This is a genomic window from Vicinamibacterales bacterium, assembly GCA_036496585.1.
In the GTDB taxonomy this organism is placed as follows: Bacteria; Acidobacteriota; Vicinamibacteria; order Vicinamibacterales; family 2-12-FULL-66-21; genus JAICSD01.
The window spans coordinates 63,724-79,157 of sequence record DASXLB010000007.1 but is presented as its reverse complement, the minus strand read 5'-3'; the positions used below and the strand labels follow the sequence as shown (position 1 = coordinate 79,157).

General features: G+C 67.9%; 12 protein-coding genes. 3 read left to right on the top strand and 9 right to left on the bottom strand.

Annotated features, from left to right (window positions below):
• The 7 genes from VGI12_02720 to VGI12_02690 form a co-directional block, all read right to left on the bottom strand.
• The coding region (locus tag VGI12_02720; GenBank protein ID HEY2431558.1) for a sodium-translocating pyrophosphatase at positions 1-1,788 on the bottom strand (1,788 nt) is incomplete at its 3' end.
• A 42-nt stretch (positions 1,789-1,830) separates the two neighbouring features.
• Positions 1,831-2,454 (bottom strand): DUF502 domain-containing protein, encoded by a 624-nt coding sequence (locus VGI12_02715; GenBank protein HEY2431557.1) that lies wholly within the window; start codon positions 2,452-2,454, stop codon positions 1,831-1,833.
• Positions 2,451-3,263 (bottom strand): undecaprenyl-diphosphate phosphatase, encoded by an 813-nt coding sequence (locus VGI12_02710; GenBank protein HEY2431556.1) that lies wholly within the window; start codon positions 3,261-3,263, stop codon positions 2,451-2,453. The genes VGI12_02715 and VGI12_02710 overlap by 4 nt, the downstream gene beginning before the upstream one ends.
• A gap of 304 nt (positions 3,264-3,567) precedes the next feature.
• Complete coding sequence (gene secF / locus VGI12_02705) at positions 3,568-4,593, bottom strand: protein translocase subunit SecF (protein ID HEY2431555.1); 1,026 nt, start codon at positions 4,591-4,593, stop codon at positions 3,568-3,570.
• 36 nt (positions 4,594-4,629) lie between these two features.
• The gene (secD, locus tag VGI12_02700) at positions 4,630-6,216 is read right to left on the bottom strand and encodes a protein translocase subunit SecD (GenBank protein HEY2431554.1); all 1,587 of its coding nucleotides are present in this window, start codon (positions 6,214-6,216) and stop codon (positions 4,630-4,632) included.
• Positions 6,217-6,218: 2 nt separating this feature from the next.
• Positions 6,219-6,542, bottom strand: coding sequence for a preprotein translocase subunit YajC (gene yajC, locus VGI12_02695; protein HEY2431553.1), 324 nt, complete (start codon positions 6,540-6,542; stop codon positions 6,219-6,221).
• A complete protein-coding gene (locus tag VGI12_02690) occupies positions 6,539-7,873 on the bottom strand; it encodes a tRNA guanosine(34) transglycosylase Tgt (GenBank protein HEY2431552.1) in 1,335 nt (444 codons plus the stop codon). The genes yajC and VGI12_02690 overlap by 4 nt, the downstream gene beginning before the upstream one ends.
• On the opposite strand from VGI12_02690, the gene VGI12_02685 reads away from it, so the two are divergent.
• Both VGI12_02685 and VGI12_02680 read left to right on the top strand, forming a co-directional pair.
• Entirely contained in the window at positions 7,823-8,980 is a 1,158-nt protein-coding gene (locus tag VGI12_02685) for a D-alanine--D-alanine ligase family protein (GenBank protein HEY2431551.1), read from the top strand. The two genes, VGI12_02690 and VGI12_02685, sit on opposite strands and share 51 nt — an antisense overlap.
• Positions 8,981-8,993: 13 nt before the next feature.
• Positions 8,994-10,583: a hypothetical protein gene (locus VGI12_02680; protein ID HEY2431550.1), complete on the top strand. Its 1,590-nt coding sequence runs from the start codon at positions 8,994-8,996 to the stop codon at positions 10,581-10,583.
• 688 nt (positions 10,584-11,271) lie between these two features.
• Here VGI12_02680 and VGI12_02675 read toward each other — a convergent pair.
• Together VGI12_02675 and menC are read right to left on the bottom strand one after the other, a co-directional pair.
• Positions 11,272-13,428: a HEAT repeat domain-containing protein gene (locus VGI12_02675; protein HEY2431549.1), complete on the bottom strand. Its 2,157-nt coding sequence runs from the start codon at positions 13,426-13,428 to the stop codon at positions 11,272-11,274.
• A gap of 115 nt (positions 13,429-13,543) precedes the next feature.
• A complete protein-coding gene (gene menC, locus VGI12_02670) occupies positions 13,544-14,659 on the bottom strand; it encodes an o-succinylbenzoate synthase (GenBank protein ID HEY2431548.1) in 1,116 nt (371 codons plus the stop codon).
• A 40-nt stretch (positions 14,660-14,699) separates the two neighbouring features.
• On the opposite strand from menC, the gene VGI12_02665 reads away from it, so the two are divergent.
• Positions 14,700-15,395: a deoxynucleoside kinase gene (locus tag VGI12_02665; GenBank protein ID HEY2431547.1), complete on the top strand. Its 696-nt coding sequence runs from the start codon at positions 14,700-14,702 to the stop codon at positions 15,393-15,395.
• The last annotated feature ends 39 nt before the right edge of the window (positions 15,396-15,434 follow it).

Sequence of the window (15,434 nt, the reverse complement as noted above, 5' to 3'; positions counted from 1 at the left end):
CTCGGTCAGCCGGTTGGTCAGCACCACGATGATCGAGAAGATCATCGTCGTCGCGCCGACCACCGCCGTGCCGATCAGCACCGGCTTGGCCGTCGCCTTGAACGTGTTGCCGGCGCCGTCGTTCTCCTCGAGCAGGTGCTTGGCGCGCTCGAAGTTGACGTCGAAGCCGTAGTCCTTCTTCAGCTCCTGCTTGATGTTGGGCAGCGATTCGATGACCGACAGCTCGAACACCGACTGCGCGTTGTCGGTGACCGGCCCGTAGGAGTCGACCGCGATCGTCACCGGTCCCATGCCGAGGAAGCCGAACGCCACCAGGCCGAACGCGAACACCGCCGGCGCAATCATGCCGACCGTCGCCAGGCCGTGCGTGCTGACGATGTAGGCCGCCGACATCAGCGCCACGATGCTCATGCCGAGCCAGTAGGCGCTGAAGTTCCCCGCCACCAGCCCGGACAGGATGTTCAGCGAGGCGCCGCCCTCGCGCGACGAGGTCACCACTTCCCTGACGTGGCTCGACTCGGTCGACGTGAAGATCTTCACCCCTTCCGGAATGATCGCGCCGGCCAGCGTGCCGCAGGTGATGATCGTCGACAGCTTCCACCACAGCGTCGGGTTGCCGCCGATGTTGGGAATGAGCAGATAGGAGACGGCGTAGGTCGCGGCGACCGAGATGAACGACGTCAGCCAGACGAGGCGGGTCAGCGGCGTCTCGAAGTTCATCTTCGGCGCGTTGCCGAACTGGCTCTTCGAGATCGCTTCGTTGATCAGGTAGGAGATGCCGCTGGTGATGACCATCATCACGCGCATGACGAAGATCCAGACCAGCAGCTGCACCTGCACCGCCGGGCTCGGCACCGCGACCAGGATGAACGAGATCAGCGCCACGCCGGTGACGCCGTAGGTCTCGAAGCCGTCGGCGCTCGGCCCGACCGAGTCGCCGGCGTTGTCGCCTGTGCAGTCGGCGATGACGCCGGGGTTTCTCGCGTCGTCTTCCTTGATGTTGAAGACGATCTTCATGAGATCGGCGCCGATGTCGGCGATCTTGGTGAAGATGCCGCCGGCGATGCGCAGCGCCGCCGCGCCGAGCGACTCGCCGATGGCGAAGCCGATGAAGCAGGAGCCGGCGTAGTCCCCGGGAATGAAGAGGAGGATGCACAGCATCATGAACAGCTCGACGCTGATCAGCAGCATGCCGATGCTCATCCCCGCCTGCAGCGGAATCGCGTAGATCGGATACGGCATGCCGCGCAGACCCGCGAACGCGGCGCGCGAATTGGCGAAGGTGTTGACGCGGATGCCGAACCAGGCGACGCCGTAGCTGCCGGCGATCCCGAGCAGGCTGAAGAGCAGGATGATCACGACCTTGATCGGGCTGAAGTGCTGCAGCACCCCGAAGTAGAACACCATGATCACGCCGATGAAGACCTCGAGCAGCAGGATGAACTTGCCCTGCGTCACCAGATACGTCTTGCACGTCTCGTAGATCAGTTCCGACACTTCGAGCATCGAGCGGTGCACCGGCATGTTCTTCAGGCGCATGAAGATGGTCATGCCGAAGCCGAGGCCGAGCAGACAGACGACGAGGCCGCCCATCAGCAGCGTGCGGCCGTTGATGCCCTGGAACGTCTCGGTGCTCAGATCCGGCAGCACCAGGTTGGCTTCGCCGGCGCGCGTCTCTGCCTGCGCGGCACCCGCCGGCGCTGCCGCCTGGGCGTGGACGGTCGCGGAGAAGCCCAGCGGCACCGTCAGCGCGGCGAGCAGGAGCAGGATGCGAAACTTAACGCTCATTACAGTCCTTTTTCCATGAGTCAAAACACCGGATTATACCTACTAAGTCCGCAAATCCGCGACGTGATCGTCCCCCCGACGGGCGTGGATCCGCCCTCCGATCGCCATGCCGCCCGTGAGGAAAATGCGGATGCCCTGCTCGACGGTGATGTCCGGATACGAGGCACGGTCGCGCGGACAGATCACGATGTCTCCCAAATAGAGGTGATTGGTCGGCACGTAGACGGCAATCAGGTTCTCAGTCCCCTGTCCGCGGTCGATCGAGAACTCGCGCGTCAGGAACCCGAGCTGGTATCCGCGCGCCGCGTCTTCGAGCAGCACGACGCGCTTGAAACCGTATTCGTTGTCGGGAGAGAACGCCACGACCAGCTGCTTCACCGGGGCATAAATGCTGCGAAAGAGCGGCACATGTAGCAACAGCCGTTCCGCCCGCTGCAGCAGCCGTTTGCCGACCACGTTGGTCGCGGTCACGCCGACCGCGAGGATGAAGACCAGCGTCGTCAGCAGGCCCAGGCCCGGCACCTGGCGGCCCAGATACTTGAAGTAGAGCGGCCCGACGAAGCCGTCGATCAGGCGGAACAGCCACACCAGTGTGGCGATCGAAATGAACAGGGGAACGGTGACGAAGAAGCCGGCGATGAATCGGCGCCGGAGCCACTGCATCATCGCGTCATCAGCCAGGCGATCGTGACGGCCGCCAGCGCCAGCCGATAGTACGCGAAGGCGTCGAGCGAGTGCGCGGCGAGATAGCGCAGGAAGAAGCGGATCGTCGCGTAGCCGACGATCGCCGAGACCGTCATCCCGAGCAGGAACAGTCCCGCGTCGTGCGGCGTCAGGCCCGCCTTCAGCAGATGCAGCCCTTCCTTCGCCGCCGCCGCGCCGATCGCCGGAACGCCGAGCAGGAAGGAGAAGCGGGCGGCCGACTCGCGCGTGAGCCCGAACAGCATCGCCATCGACATCGTCGAGCCCGAGCGCGACATGCCGGGCACCAGCGCGGTCGACTGCGCGACGCCGACCAGCAATGCGCCGCCGGGAGTCAGCGCGTCCTCGGTGCGATCCTTTGAGCCGAAGCGCTCGGCGGCCATCAGCCAGAGGGCGCCGACGATCAGCGTCGTCGCGATGACGGCCGGCGTGCGCCAGTGCTGCTCCATGTAGCTCGCGACGGTGACGCCGAACACGACGACCGGCAGCGTGCCGATGACGATCAGCCGGCCGACCTTGCCGGGACCGCGCGACGCGCGCAGCACGTCGGGCAGCGCTGCGACGATCGCCAGGAGGTCGCGCCAGAAGAACACCACGATGGCGATGAGCGTGCCCGCGTGGAGCGCGACGTCGAAGGCCAGCCCGAACGCTCCCTCGTCGACGTTCCAGCCGAAAAAGGCGCGCGCCAGCACGAGATGGGCGGAACTCGACACCGGCAGGAACTCGGTCAGTCCTTGCACGATCCCGAGCAGCACGGCTGCAACCCAGCTCATGCCACACCCGCGAGCGAGGGTCCGGCAGAGCGAAGCCTCCCGGATGAACACGACACTATGCGCATCAACATCTCTGCGAGCGAACCCCGGTTCGCGAGCCACGCGCGCGGCGCGGGGCCCGGGTCCCCGCCAGCGCGCGTATAGGAAGTCCGGAAGAGCGAAGCCCCCCGGATGAACACGACAGCATGCGTATCAACATCCCTGCGAGCGAACCCCGGTTCGCGAGCCACGCGCGCGGCGCGGGGCCGGGGTCCCCGCCAGCGCGCGTGTAGGGGGGTCCGGCGGGGCGAAGCCCCCCGGATGATTACGACGCGCGGCGCTTGCCCGATTTGTTGGCAGGCTTGCCGGCCGCCCGGCCGGGCGCGACGGGCGCCGCCGGGGCGACCTTCACCGGCGCTTTCCCCTGCCAGATGAGGACGATCGCCGCGGCGATGAAGACGCTCGAATAGGTGCCGGTGATGATCCCGACGATCATCGTGAAGGCGAAGCCCTTCAGCACCTCGCCGCCGAAGAAGAACAGCGCGATGACCGACAGCAGCGTCAGGCCGCCGGTGATCATCGTCCGATCGAGCATCTGGTTCACCGCCGAGTTGACGATCGTCGCCAGGTTGTCGCGCCGCATCGAGCGCATGTTCTCGCGGATCCGGTCGTAGATGACGATCGTGTCGTTCATCGAATAGCCGGTGATGGTAAGGAGCGCGGCGATGACGTTGAGGCTCAGCTCGTGCTTGAAGAAGGCGAGGAACGCCAGCGTGATGAGGAGGTCGTGGATGGTCGCGACCACGGCGCCGACGGCGAAGCTGAAACGGAAGCGGAACGCGATGTAGACGAGGATGCCGCCGAGGGCGAACACCGTCGCCAGGATGCCGCGCTGCTGCAGTTCCGCGCCGACCGTCGGTCCGACGATGCGCCGGCCCGACACGCAGTTGAACTCGGTCGGGCTGGCGCAGAGATGGCTGGCGGGCGCGATCGGACCGAGGCCGTTGGTGTTGAGCGCCTCGACCACCGATTCAGCGGTGTTGCTGAGCGAGGCGCCGGCCTCGACCTCCCGCGAATGCACCCGGATCGACACTTCGTGGCGCGCCGGGTCGCCGTAGGACTGGACGACGGCGTTGGCGCCGCCGCCCGGCAGCGCCCCGCGCACCCGATCGAGATCGGGCGGCTGCTGGAAGCGCACCAGCACGATCGTCCCGCCGGAGAACTCCACCCCCTTCGGCATGCCCTTCGTCCAGATGACGAACACGCCGGCCAGGATGATCACCCACGACAGCGCGATGGCGTGCCACTTCCAGCGAACGAAGTCAAAGTTCGGGCTCTTGAAAATATGCATTGCGATATCCGTGTGAATCCGTGTCCGTCCGTCGCCCTAGATGCTGAGCGCCGGCACCTGCCGCCTCGACAGCTCGAAGTCGTAGAGGGTCTTCGAGACGAAGATCGAGGTGAAGAGATTGACGAACAACCCGATCGACAGCGTCGTCGCGAAGCCGCGGATCGGGCCGGTGCCGAACTGGAACAGGAACGCCGCGGCGATGAGCGACGCGACGTGGGTGTCGAGCAGCGTCATCAACACGCGGCTGAAGCCGGCGTTGATCGCCGCCCGCACGCCGCGCTGCGCCGCGATCTCTTCCTTGATGCGCTCGAAGATGAGGACGTTCGAGTCGACGCCGACGCCCATGGTGAGCACGAAACCGGCGATGCCCGGCAGCGTCATCGTCGCCCCGAGATAGGCCATCAGGCCGAGCAGGATGACCAGGTTGAAGATGAGCGCCACGGCCGCGTTGATCCCCGAGAGCTTGTAGTAGACGAGCATGAACCCGAGGATCAGCATCAGCCCGACGAGCGAGGCGAGCACGCCGGCGCGGATCGAGTCGGCGCCGAGCGACGGCCCGACGACGTTTTCCTCGAGCGAGGTCAGGCTGGCGGGCAGCGCTCCCGAGCGCAGCGTCAGCGCCAGATCGTTCGCACTCTCCGCGGTGAAGCCGCCGCTGATCCGCCCCTGGTCGGTGATCCGCCCGTCGAGCCGGGGCGCCGAGATGATCTTGTTGTCCAGCGCGATCGCCAGGTAGCGGCCGATGTTCTCGCCGGAGAGCTTCCCGAATTTCGGCGCGCCCGCGGGCTTCAGCTCGAAGTGGACGGCAGGCTGGTTGTTCTCGTCGAGCCCGGGCTTGGCCACGCGCAGGTCGGAACCGGTGACCGGCGCAATCTTCTTCACGACGTAGAACGCGCCGGTCGCGTCGCCGCCCGAACCCGGCAGAATCTCGAGGTCGCCCGGCAGGTTGCCGTTGTACTGCTTCAGAAGATCCTCTTTGGAGGCTGGCCCGGCCTCGACCAGCTTGAACTCGAGCTGCGCGGTCTTGCCGATGATCTCCTTCGCGTGGGCCACGTCGCTGACGCCGGGCAGCTGGATCAGCAGCTCCTCGTTGTTCGACTGGCGCGCGATGCTGGGCTCGACGACGCCGAGCTCGTTGACCCGCCGGTCGATCGTCTGCATCGTCTGATCCACGGCCTGTTCGCGCTGATCGCGCTCGATGTTCGGCTTCATCTTGAACTCGTAGGTGCCGGCCGGCAGCGGATTGCGGTCGTAGTCGGTGGCGGTCACCTCGTCGGACGCCGTGCGGAACTGCGAGTCCCGGTCCTGGGGCACCCCTTCGACGCGGAACGTCATCGGCGAGGTCACATTGATCATCGGCGTGATGTTCGAGGTGGCCAGCGACGCGCGGAGCGCCTCGGCCGTCGACGTGGTGGTCGTCTTCAGCGCGTCGTCGGTGTTGACGCGCATGCGCAGCTCGACGCCGCCCTTGAGGTCGAGACCGAGCTTGAGGGCCCGGGACTGGAGCGCTTCCGGCACGGGCAGGTGGAAGTGCGCGCCGAGCATCGGGTAGACGCCGACCGCGAAGAACACGACGAAGACGGCGGCAATCGAGAGGAGCTTCCAGCGGAGATTCTTGTACATGGCTAGTTCTGGCTTTCGACGATCGGCTCCTCGCCCTGGCGGCCGCCGATGGCGGCGCGCGCGATCTCGACGCGCACCTTGTCGGCAATCTGGAGCTGGACCGTTTTCTCGTTGAGTTTCGTGACCTGCCCATACAGCCCGCTCGTCGTGACGATGCGGTCGCCAACGCTGAGGCTGCTCTGGAACTCCTGCACCTTCTTCTGCCGAGTCCTCATGGGCTGGAGGATCAGGAAATAGAAGATGCCGAGGATCAGGGCGAAGGGCAGGAATTGCCACAATCCGCCGGTGCCCAGGCCCGGTGACGCCATCGCGAAAAAATCGTTCATCGTCGGGAGAAGGTTAGATGAAACTCCTGGCGGAGCTTTTCAAACGAGCCAAAACTCAAAGCTTCCCTGATACGCCGCATTAAGTCAAGGTAGAAGTAGAGGTTATGGACGGTGAGCAGCGTCGCGCCGGTCATCTCCCCCGCCATGAAGAGATGGCGCAGGTAGGCGCGGCTGAAACGGCGGCAGGTGTAACAACCGCAGTCTGGATCGGGCGGCAGCGGGTCTTCCGCATATCGGGCGTTCTTGATGACGATAACCCCGCGCGCCGTCAGCAGCTGGCCGTTCCTGGCATTGCGCGTCGGCAACACGCAATCGAACATGTCGACGCCGCGCGCGACGCATTCGACCAGGTCATCGGGCATGCCGGTTCCCATCAAGTAGCGCGGCCGGTCGGCTGGCAGCAGCGGCGCCGTGTGGCCGACGACGTCATACATCACGTCGACGGGCTCGCCGACGCTGAGCCCGCCGATCGCGTAGGCCTCGAAGCCGACCTCGATCGTGCGCTGCACGCTTTCGGTGCGCAGACCAGGGTCCGTGCCTCCCTGGATGATCCCGAACTGCGCCTGGCCGGCGTTGGTGACGAGCACGCCGTCGACGCGCTCGTGCCGGAGCTGCAGAAACCGCGTGCGGCAGCGTCTGGCCCAGCGCGCTGATCGCTCCATCGCAGGTCGCCGGTCGCCGGTGCCGGGAAGCGCGTCGGACGGTGGGATCTGCGGATCGACGCCCGCGGACGGTCCGGAACCGCGACCCGGATTCCGGGGCCCGCTCCCCACACACTCGTCGAGGACCATCGCGACGTCGGAGCCGAGCTGGGCCTGGATATCGGTCGCCCGCTCCGGCGAGAGCGCGCAGAGCGCGCCGTCGAGGTGCGAGCGGAACTCGACGCCTTGCTCCGACACCTGGCGCGTCTGGGCCAAGCTGAACACCTGATAGCCGCCGCTGTCGGTCAGGATGGGCCGCGGCCAGCCGATGAACCGGTGGAGGCCGCCGGCGCGCGCGATGAGATCGTCGCCCGGCCGCAGGTGCAGATGATAGGTGTTGCCGAGGATGATCTGCGCGCCCGCGTCCTCGAGATCGCGGTGGGTGATCGCCTTGACCGCGCCGCGTGTGCCCACCGGCATGAACACCGGCGTCTCGACGACGCCGTGCGGCGTCTGGAGCACGCCACGGCGCGCCTGCCCTTCGGTGTGGGTGACGGTGAAGTGCATCGCTACCGGCTCTCGGCTTCCCGCTTGCCGCAGTTCGGACATCGCATATCGGACATCGGATATTCTGGCAGAGTGAAGCGGTTGCGTGTCGGCGTGCTCTACGGTGGACGTTCCGGCGAGCACGAGGTGTCGCTGGCGTCGGCGGCGTCGGTCTTCGCCAACCTCGATCGGGCGCGCTACGAACCGGTGCCGATCCGGATCGAAAAGGACGGCCGCTGGGCGCTCGCCGACAAGCCGCCGTCGGTCATGGTGGCGGGCGACGTGATCGAGCAGGCGCGGCTCGAGGCGGCGCGGCCGGTGCGCGAGGGTCGCGAGGTGCACTTGGTCGCGCGGCCGAGCCAGGACACCATCCTCTCGATCGACCGCTCGGACAGCCGCGACCGCGACGTGCCGACCGCCACCGTGACCGGGCTGGCGCTCGACGTGATCTTCCCGATGCTGCACGGGCCGTACGGCGAAGACGGCACCATCCAGGGTCTGCTCGAGCTCGCCAACGTCCCCTACGTCGGCGGCGGCGTGCTCGCCTCGGCGGTCGGCATGGACAAAGCAGTGATGAAGGTGCTGTTCGCGGCGCGCGGCCTGCCGGTCTGTCCGTATCGGGTCGTGCTCCGGCACGAGTGGGAGCGCGACGCGGACACGATCGGCGCCGAGCTGGCGAAGGCGCTGGCGTTCCCGATGTTCGTGAAACCAGCCAACCTCGGATCGAGCGTCGGCATCTCGAAAGCCAAGGACCAGGGCGGGCTGCGCGAGGCGATGGCGCTCGCCGGCAGCTTCGACCGCAAGATCGTCATCGAGGCGGCCGTCCCGAACGCGCGCGAGATCGAATGCGCCGTGCTCGGCAACGACACGCCCGAGGCATCGCTACCCGGCGAGATCATCCCGTCGCGCGAGTTCTACGACTACGAGTCGAAGTACCTCGACGCGGGCTCGCAGGCGGTGGTGCCGGCCGAGCTGCCGGCGCGGATCGCCGACCAGGTGCGCACGCTGTCGATCGAAGCGTTCAAGGCCATCGACGGCGCCGGCATGGCGCGCGTCGACTTCCTCCTCGAGCGCGGCGGCGCACTGTTCGTCAACGAGGTGAACACGATCCCCGGCTTCACCACCATCAGCATGTTCGCCAAACTGTGGACCGCATCCGGGGTCGACTACCCGGCCCTGCTCGACCGCCTCATCGCGCTCGCGCTCCAGCGCCACGCCGAGAAACAGCAACTCCGGACGAGCCTCACCTAGCGCGGGGCGCGAGGTGCGAAGGACCAGCGGCGGGGCGCGGCGGGTCGCGGCACTCAGGGCAGGGGTGCTGCTGGTGGCCTTGGCGTGCGCGGCGTCGATGTCGGGAACCGCGTCGGTTCGTCGGCGGCCGCCGTCGCCCGGATTGACGGGTGCCGACGGACTGGTCAAGGTCTACGACGCGATCCTCGACGCCGACTTCGACGCGGTCGACGACACGCTGCAGCGAGCCTGTCCACCCGCGCCGCGACCGGCCTGCGACGTCCTCGCCGCCACGCGCACGTGGTGGCGCATCCAGATTGATCCGCAGAGCACCGCCCTCGACGAGACGTTCTCGAGCGAGGTGGAGCGGGCGATCGCCTCGACGGAGGCGTGGGCGGCGCGCGAGCCGGCGAACCCCGAGGCGCACTTCTACGTCGGAGGCGCCTACGCGGCGCGCGTGCAGTGGCGGGTGCTGCGCAACGAGAGGCTCGCCGCCGCGCGCGACGGCAAGAGGATCAAGAGCGCCCTCGAACGTGCCGTCGCGCTCGATCCCTCTCTCGAGGACGCCTACTTCGGCATCGGCCTGTACGAGTACTACGCCGACGTGGCGCCCGCGGCCGCCCGGTTCCTGCGCTTCCTCCTCCTCCTGCCCGGCGGCGACAGGGCGGAAGGCCTGCAGCGCATGCAGCGCACGCACGCCAACGGCCGCCTGCTGCAGGGAGAAGCCGACTACCAGCTCGCCGTCGTCTATCTGTGGTACGAGAACCGGTCCGACCTGACCGCCGCGCTCCTCGAGGGACTGCGAACCCGCTATCCCGGCAATCCGATCTTTACGGCGCAGCTCGCCGACCTGCGCGAACGCTACGACCACGACCTCGTCGCGAGCCTGGCGACGTGGCGCGCCCTGCTCGAGGCAGCGGGCCAGGGACGGGTCAACGAAGCGGAGGCCGCCGCGGCGCAGGCCCGGCTGGCGGTGTCGCGCCTCCTCGACGCGCTCGACGAAACCGATATCGCGCTCGACGAACTGCGTAGCTTGATCGACAGCCAGCCCGCGCGGCCGCTCGGCGCGCGGGCGGCCGGCTACCTTGCGCTCGGCGAAGCGGAAGACCGTCTCGGCCACCGCGATGCCGCGGTCGCGGCGTACCGCCTGGCCGCGTCGGCGGCTCCCTCCCCCGATCCGGGCGGCATCGGTGCGCGCGCCACCGATCGCCTGCGTCACGCGCCCGACGCCGTGCGCGCCGAAGCCTACCGGCTCTCGCTCGAAGGATGGCGACGGGTGCAGCGCGGCGACGCCACCGGCGGCGAGCCCATCCTGGCGCACGCCGTGACGCTCGACCCCAACGACGCGGTCGCGCGCTACCGGCACGCGCGCGCGCTGCAGGCACGCCGCGACGACGAGGGCGCGCTCGTCGAGTACGGCGTAGCGCTGCAGCGCGCGAGCGCCCTGCCGGCTCCGCTCGCCGCCGCCGCGTTCTTCGACACCGCACGCCTCGAAGAACAGCTCGGCCGCCGCGATCAGGCCGTCGTGCACTATCGCGCCGCGATGTCGTGGTTCGGCGGCGGCACCGCCACGCGCGACGCGGCGACGCGCGCGCTGGCGCGTCTGACGCCGACGTCACGCTGAGATCGCAACGAGTCGCGCCGCGGATTCGCGCCGCGTCGGCGTGATCGACCGTCGCGACGCGAACGCTGCCCGCCAACTACAGAACGCGCCGAGTCGCGCCGACAACACTCATAAGTGGATGACGATTTTTTGACTTTCGCAGCACTTTGTGCTTGACACTGCGAAGTTCTCATCCATAATCTACATCTTGTATGAGGGTGGATCGCTCAGCCCACCTGTTGTAACACCTGGTCACCGGTAATAGCTGAGCAGCCACGTTCCAAGGAGGAACTAATGGCGAAGAAGAGCGCAAAGGGCGGCAAGAAAAAGGGCGGAAAGAAGCGCTAAGCGCCGCCGACCGGTCCGGGGGGTGTGAGGGCAACTTTGCACCCCCGATTTTTTTAGGGCCACGACTTCTCGATCGGGCGAGAGCGCGTATCGGGAAGTCCGAGGGGTAAGGCCTCTCGGGCCTAAACGAAGCGACGAGCGGCGTATGGACGCACCGCCGAGTGCCAGCTGGCAGAGGCGCTGCGATACGGAGTGTGCTCCTCGCGAACGAATCCCAGACGAAGGGGGGGATAACGCAATGGCGAAGAAGGCTGCAAAGGGCGGGAAGAAGAAGGGCGGCAAGAAGCGGTAACACGCCCGGTCCTGCCAAAAACGGGGGCGAACGTCGCCCCCGTTTTTGTTGTACGGCCGACCATCGTCGCTACTTCATCTCTTTCCCATCCCAGATACGAATCCGCTCGATGACGTCGAGCTGCTGCAGCGTGTCGACGACGTCCATCCCCTGCACGACCTGGCCGAAGACGGTGTACTTGGCGTCGAGGTGCGGCTGCGGCGAGTGGACGATGAAGAACTGACTGCCGCCGGTGTCCGGGCCCGAGAGCGCCATCCCGACCGTACCGCGGACGAAAGGCCGATCGTTCAGCTCGTCGCGGATCGTGTAGCCGGGACCGCCGGTGCCGTCACCGCGCGGGTCACCGTCCTGCACCACGAAGTTCGGGACGACGCGATGGATCTGCAGGCCGTTGAAGTACCCCTTGCGCGCCAGCGTGACGAAGTTGCGCACCGTCTGCGGCGCGTCCAGCACGGCCAGCTCGATCTCGATGGTGCCCCTGGCCGTCTCGATGAAGGCATGCGGTGAATACGGCGGATTGACGAGGTCGGGCGAGTCGTAAGGCGCGATCGGGTCGCCGGGCACCGGCCGGATCGCGAGCGCCGGTGCCGCCGACGAATCGAGCGAGTGCAGCAGGTTCGCCGCGTCGAGACGCAGCGCCCAGTCGCGATCGCCGAGCGCGGTGTTCAGGGTCGCCGTGGCCTCGCCGGCACCGTAGCGGACGAGCGCCGCCAGCGCAGCTTCACGCGCGTCGGCGCTGCCGTCCGCCTGTGCGGCCTGGTAGGCGTCGCGCAGCGCCTCAGCCCCGCCCGCCGGCTTGAGCTCCCCGATGTTTCGCGCGGCCGCCGTCCGCACGCCGACGTCGGACGCTTTCAGATTCGCGAGCAGCACGGCGTCGATGCCCGGCGCCTTCAGTTTCGTCAGCGAGTCGAGCGCCACGGCGACCACCCGCTTGTCGGGATCCTCGGCCAACCGCTGCAGCCGCGCCACCGCCACGGCCGGCGGCATCCCGGCCAGCGTCTCGGCGATCGCGGCGCGCACGATCCAGTGCGGATCGGGCTCCATCCCCGAGAGCAGCGTCGGGAACCCGGCCGGATCGATGTGTGCGGACGCCCGGATCGCCGCCGCACGCATGGTCGGCCATTCGTCGGTGACGAAATCCTGGACGTAGGGCAGCCCGGCCTGGCTCCTGAGCGCGCCGAGCGCCGCCACCGCTTCGAGCGCGACGTTCGGGTTCGGTTTGTCGGCCGCGAGGAGCGCGACAATCGGCGGCGCCGCGTCGGGGACGCCCATGTCCTTGAGCGCCATGACGAGCGACGCGGCCAGCGCTGCGTCCCCCTTCGACTGCCCGAGCATGCTGCCGAGCAGGGGGATCGAGTTCGTGTCCTTCAGCGCCCCGAGACCGCGCACCGCGAAGGCGCGCGTATAGCGGCCGGGTGTCGCAGCGAGCTGCCGCAGCAGCGGAATGGCGCGCGGATCGTTGATGCGGCGAAGCGCATAGGCGAACGGCCACCAGCCCTGCACGCGCCCGCCCCCGTCTTGAACCGCCGCGACCAGCGGTTCGAATCCTTTCTGCCGCACGAGCGCGAAGACCCCGAGGCGAACGGCGTCGGCCTCGGGCGACACGCCAAACTTCTCCTCGTCGGGCGCGAGGTTGGCGATGGCGCCGCTCTTGACGTAGGCGCCGACCATCTCTCCGACCGCGGCGGCCGAACCGGTGTCGCCGATCAGCCCCAGCGCTTCGGCGGCGCGGCCGCGGACGCGAGGGTCGGCGTCCTGCAGCGCCGTCGTCAGCTGCGGTACCGAGGCGGTGTCGTGCAGCAGTCCGAGCGAGAACGCCGCCATCTGCCGCACCTCGGCGTTCGGATCCGCGAGCAGCACGCGCACCGCCGGCGCTCCCTCCGGCAGCCCGACCCGGCCGATCGCCAGCGCGGCGCGCCGGCGGATGCGGGCTTCGGCATCACCCGCAAGCGTCGTCAGATCCGCGACGGGAGGGGGCGGGGGCGGAGGGGCGGTGACCGGCGGCTTCCTCTTCTTGTTGTCGGGCGACGCGGCCTCGACCCGCGCGGCGGGCGGCGGTGGCGCCGGATCGCGCAGGATGCGCCGATCCTCCAGCCGCAGGATCCAGCTCATTTTCTGGTCCACCGCCACCGGCACAGTCGGGGCCGTGTGCGGCGTCGGCGGCGCCGCGCTTCCGCATCCGGTGACGAGCAACAGGCTGACAACGAAGGGCCGGTCGAATCGCATGACTGCGCCAGTCTAACAGCCGCCCGGAGGTTGCCGGCTGGAGGGTGGGATCCCCGAAAGGCTCCAGGGCCCAATCCCCAACCCCGTCCTCGTCCTCGTCCTCGTCCTCAATCCGTCAGACGCGCACCTCGCAGGAGTCGATCGCCGCGGCGTTGACACGATCCCAATCGATCGCCACACCGATGCCGGCGGCCGTGGGTACGTCGATCGTCCCCAACGGTGTGACCTCGATCGGAGGATCGATCAGGTCGGGCACGAAGTAACGCCGGCTGGCAGCGATGTCGCCGGGAATGGAGAAGTTCGGGAGCGACGCGAGGTGGATGTTGTGCGCGCGGCCGATGCCGCTCTCGAGCATCCCGCCATGCCAGACCGGAACGGCGCGGGCGGCGCACAGGTCGTGCAGCCGGATCGACGGGCCGTGGCCGCCGACGCGTCCCGGCTTGATGTTGATGATGCGGCAGGCACCGAGCTCGATCGCATCCGCGGCGTCACGCGCGGAATGGATCGATTCGTCGAGACAGACCGGCGTCGCCAGCGAGCGCTGCAGGACGGCATGGTCGCGAATGTCGTCGTAGGCGAGCGGCTGCTCGATCATCATCAGGCCGTGGCGATCGAGGCCGGCCAGGCGATCGCGATCGTCCAGCGTATAGGCGGCGTTGGCGTCGACCATCAGCGGGATCGCACCGAAGCGGGCGCGCACGCGCTCCACCACGTCCAGATCCCATCCCGGCTTGATCTTGATCTTGATCCGCTGGTAGCCGGCCGCGCGCTCCGCCTCGATCCTGTCGAGCAACTGCTCGACCGAGTCCTGGATCCCGATCGAGACCCCGGACGCGATGGCGCGCCGTGTGCCGCCGAGCAGGTGTGACAGCGGCACCTCCTGCTGCCGGGCCGCGAGATCCCACGCGGCCATTTCGACGGCGGCCTTCGCCATGTTGTGGCCACGCACGCGCGCGAACGCTGCGTGGATCGCGCCGGGCCCTTCGAACGCACGGCCGAGCACCAGCGGCGCCAGGAAGTCTCTCAGGATGTGCCAGGCGGTCACGTTGGTTTCGGGGCTGTAGTAGGGATCGACGTCCGCCACGCACTCGCCGACGCCGGTCGCGCCATCGCCGCCGGCCGAGACGATGATGAACGAGCGGTCGTAGATGCGTCCGAAACTGGTCTCGAAGAACGCGACGAGGGGAAGCCGCACGAGCCGCAGGTGCAGGCGATCGATGGTGAGGGCCACGGGTCACCACAGATAAGCACAGATCGATCGGGGTACGGCGATGTTTTTCCGGAGCCGTGTCGACGGTGTTTTTCCGTGGTTATACTCGGGCATCGTGCAGGCGTACCGCTACATCGCGATCGAGGGGCCCCCGGGCGTCGGCAAGACCGCGCTCGCCGGCCGGCTCGGCGGTCGACTCGACGCCACACTGGTACTCGACGAGACCGAGAATCCGTTTCTCGCCGACTTCCACGGCGGCCGGCCAGGCGCCGCGTTTCAGGCGCAGCTCTCCTTCACGCTGGCGCGCCACCGCCAGCAGACCGCGCTGCGCCAGAGCGACCTGTTCAGCCAGCTGACGATCAGCGACTACCTGTTCGATCGCGACAAAATCTACGCCTACCTGAATCTCGACGACAACGAGCTGTTCATCTACCAGCGGCTCTACGAACTGCTGTCCCAGGACGCGCCGGCCGCCGATCTCGTCATCTTCCTGCAGGCGCCGACCGACGTGGTCAAGCGACGGCTGCGCGACCGCCACCGCGCCAATCCCGAATCAACGCTGCTCGAAGACGACTACGTCCGCGAGCTGAACGAGGCGTACAACCATTTTTTCTTCCACTACGCGGCCACGCCGCTGCTGGTCGTCGAGACCTCGCAGTTCGATCTCACCTGGGGCGACGAGGCGCTGGAGGACCTGCTGAAACAGCTCAACGGGATGGGCCGCGGGACGCGCTACTACGTACCCCGGACGAAGTAGCCTCCTCCGTTCCGCCCGCCCCGTCCCCTGTCCCCCGTC

Excerpts from the sequence above, each read along its gene's own strand:
- VGI12_02715 (HEY2431557.1), bottom strand. The coding sequence starts at position 2,454 with ATGATGCAGTGGCTCCGGCGCCGATTCATCGCCGGCTTCTTCGTCACC.
- VGI12_02710 (HEY2431556.1), bottom strand. The coding sequence starts at position 3,263 with ATGAGCTGGGTTGCAGCCGTGCTGCTCGGGATCGTGCAAGGACTGACC.
- secF (HEY2431555.1), bottom strand. The coding sequence starts at position 4,593 with ATGCATATTTTCAAGAGCCCGAACTTTGACTTCGTTCGCTGGAAGTGG.
- secD (HEY2431554.1), bottom strand. The coding sequence starts at position 6,216 with ATGTACAAGAATCTCCGCTGGAAGCTCCTCTCGATTGCCGCCGTCTTC.
- yajC (HEY2431553.1), bottom strand. The coding sequence starts at position 6,542 with ATGAACGATTTTTTCGCGATGGCGTCACCGGGCCTGGGCACCGGCGGA.
- VGI12_02675 (HEY2431549.1), bottom strand. The coding sequence starts at position 13,428 with ATGCGATTCGACCGGCCCTTCGTTGTCAGCCTGTTGCTCGTCACCGGA.
- VGI12_02665 (HEY2431547.1), top strand. The coding sequence starts at position 14,700 with ATGTTTTTCCGGAGCCGTGTCGACGGTGTTTTTCCGTGGTTATACTCG.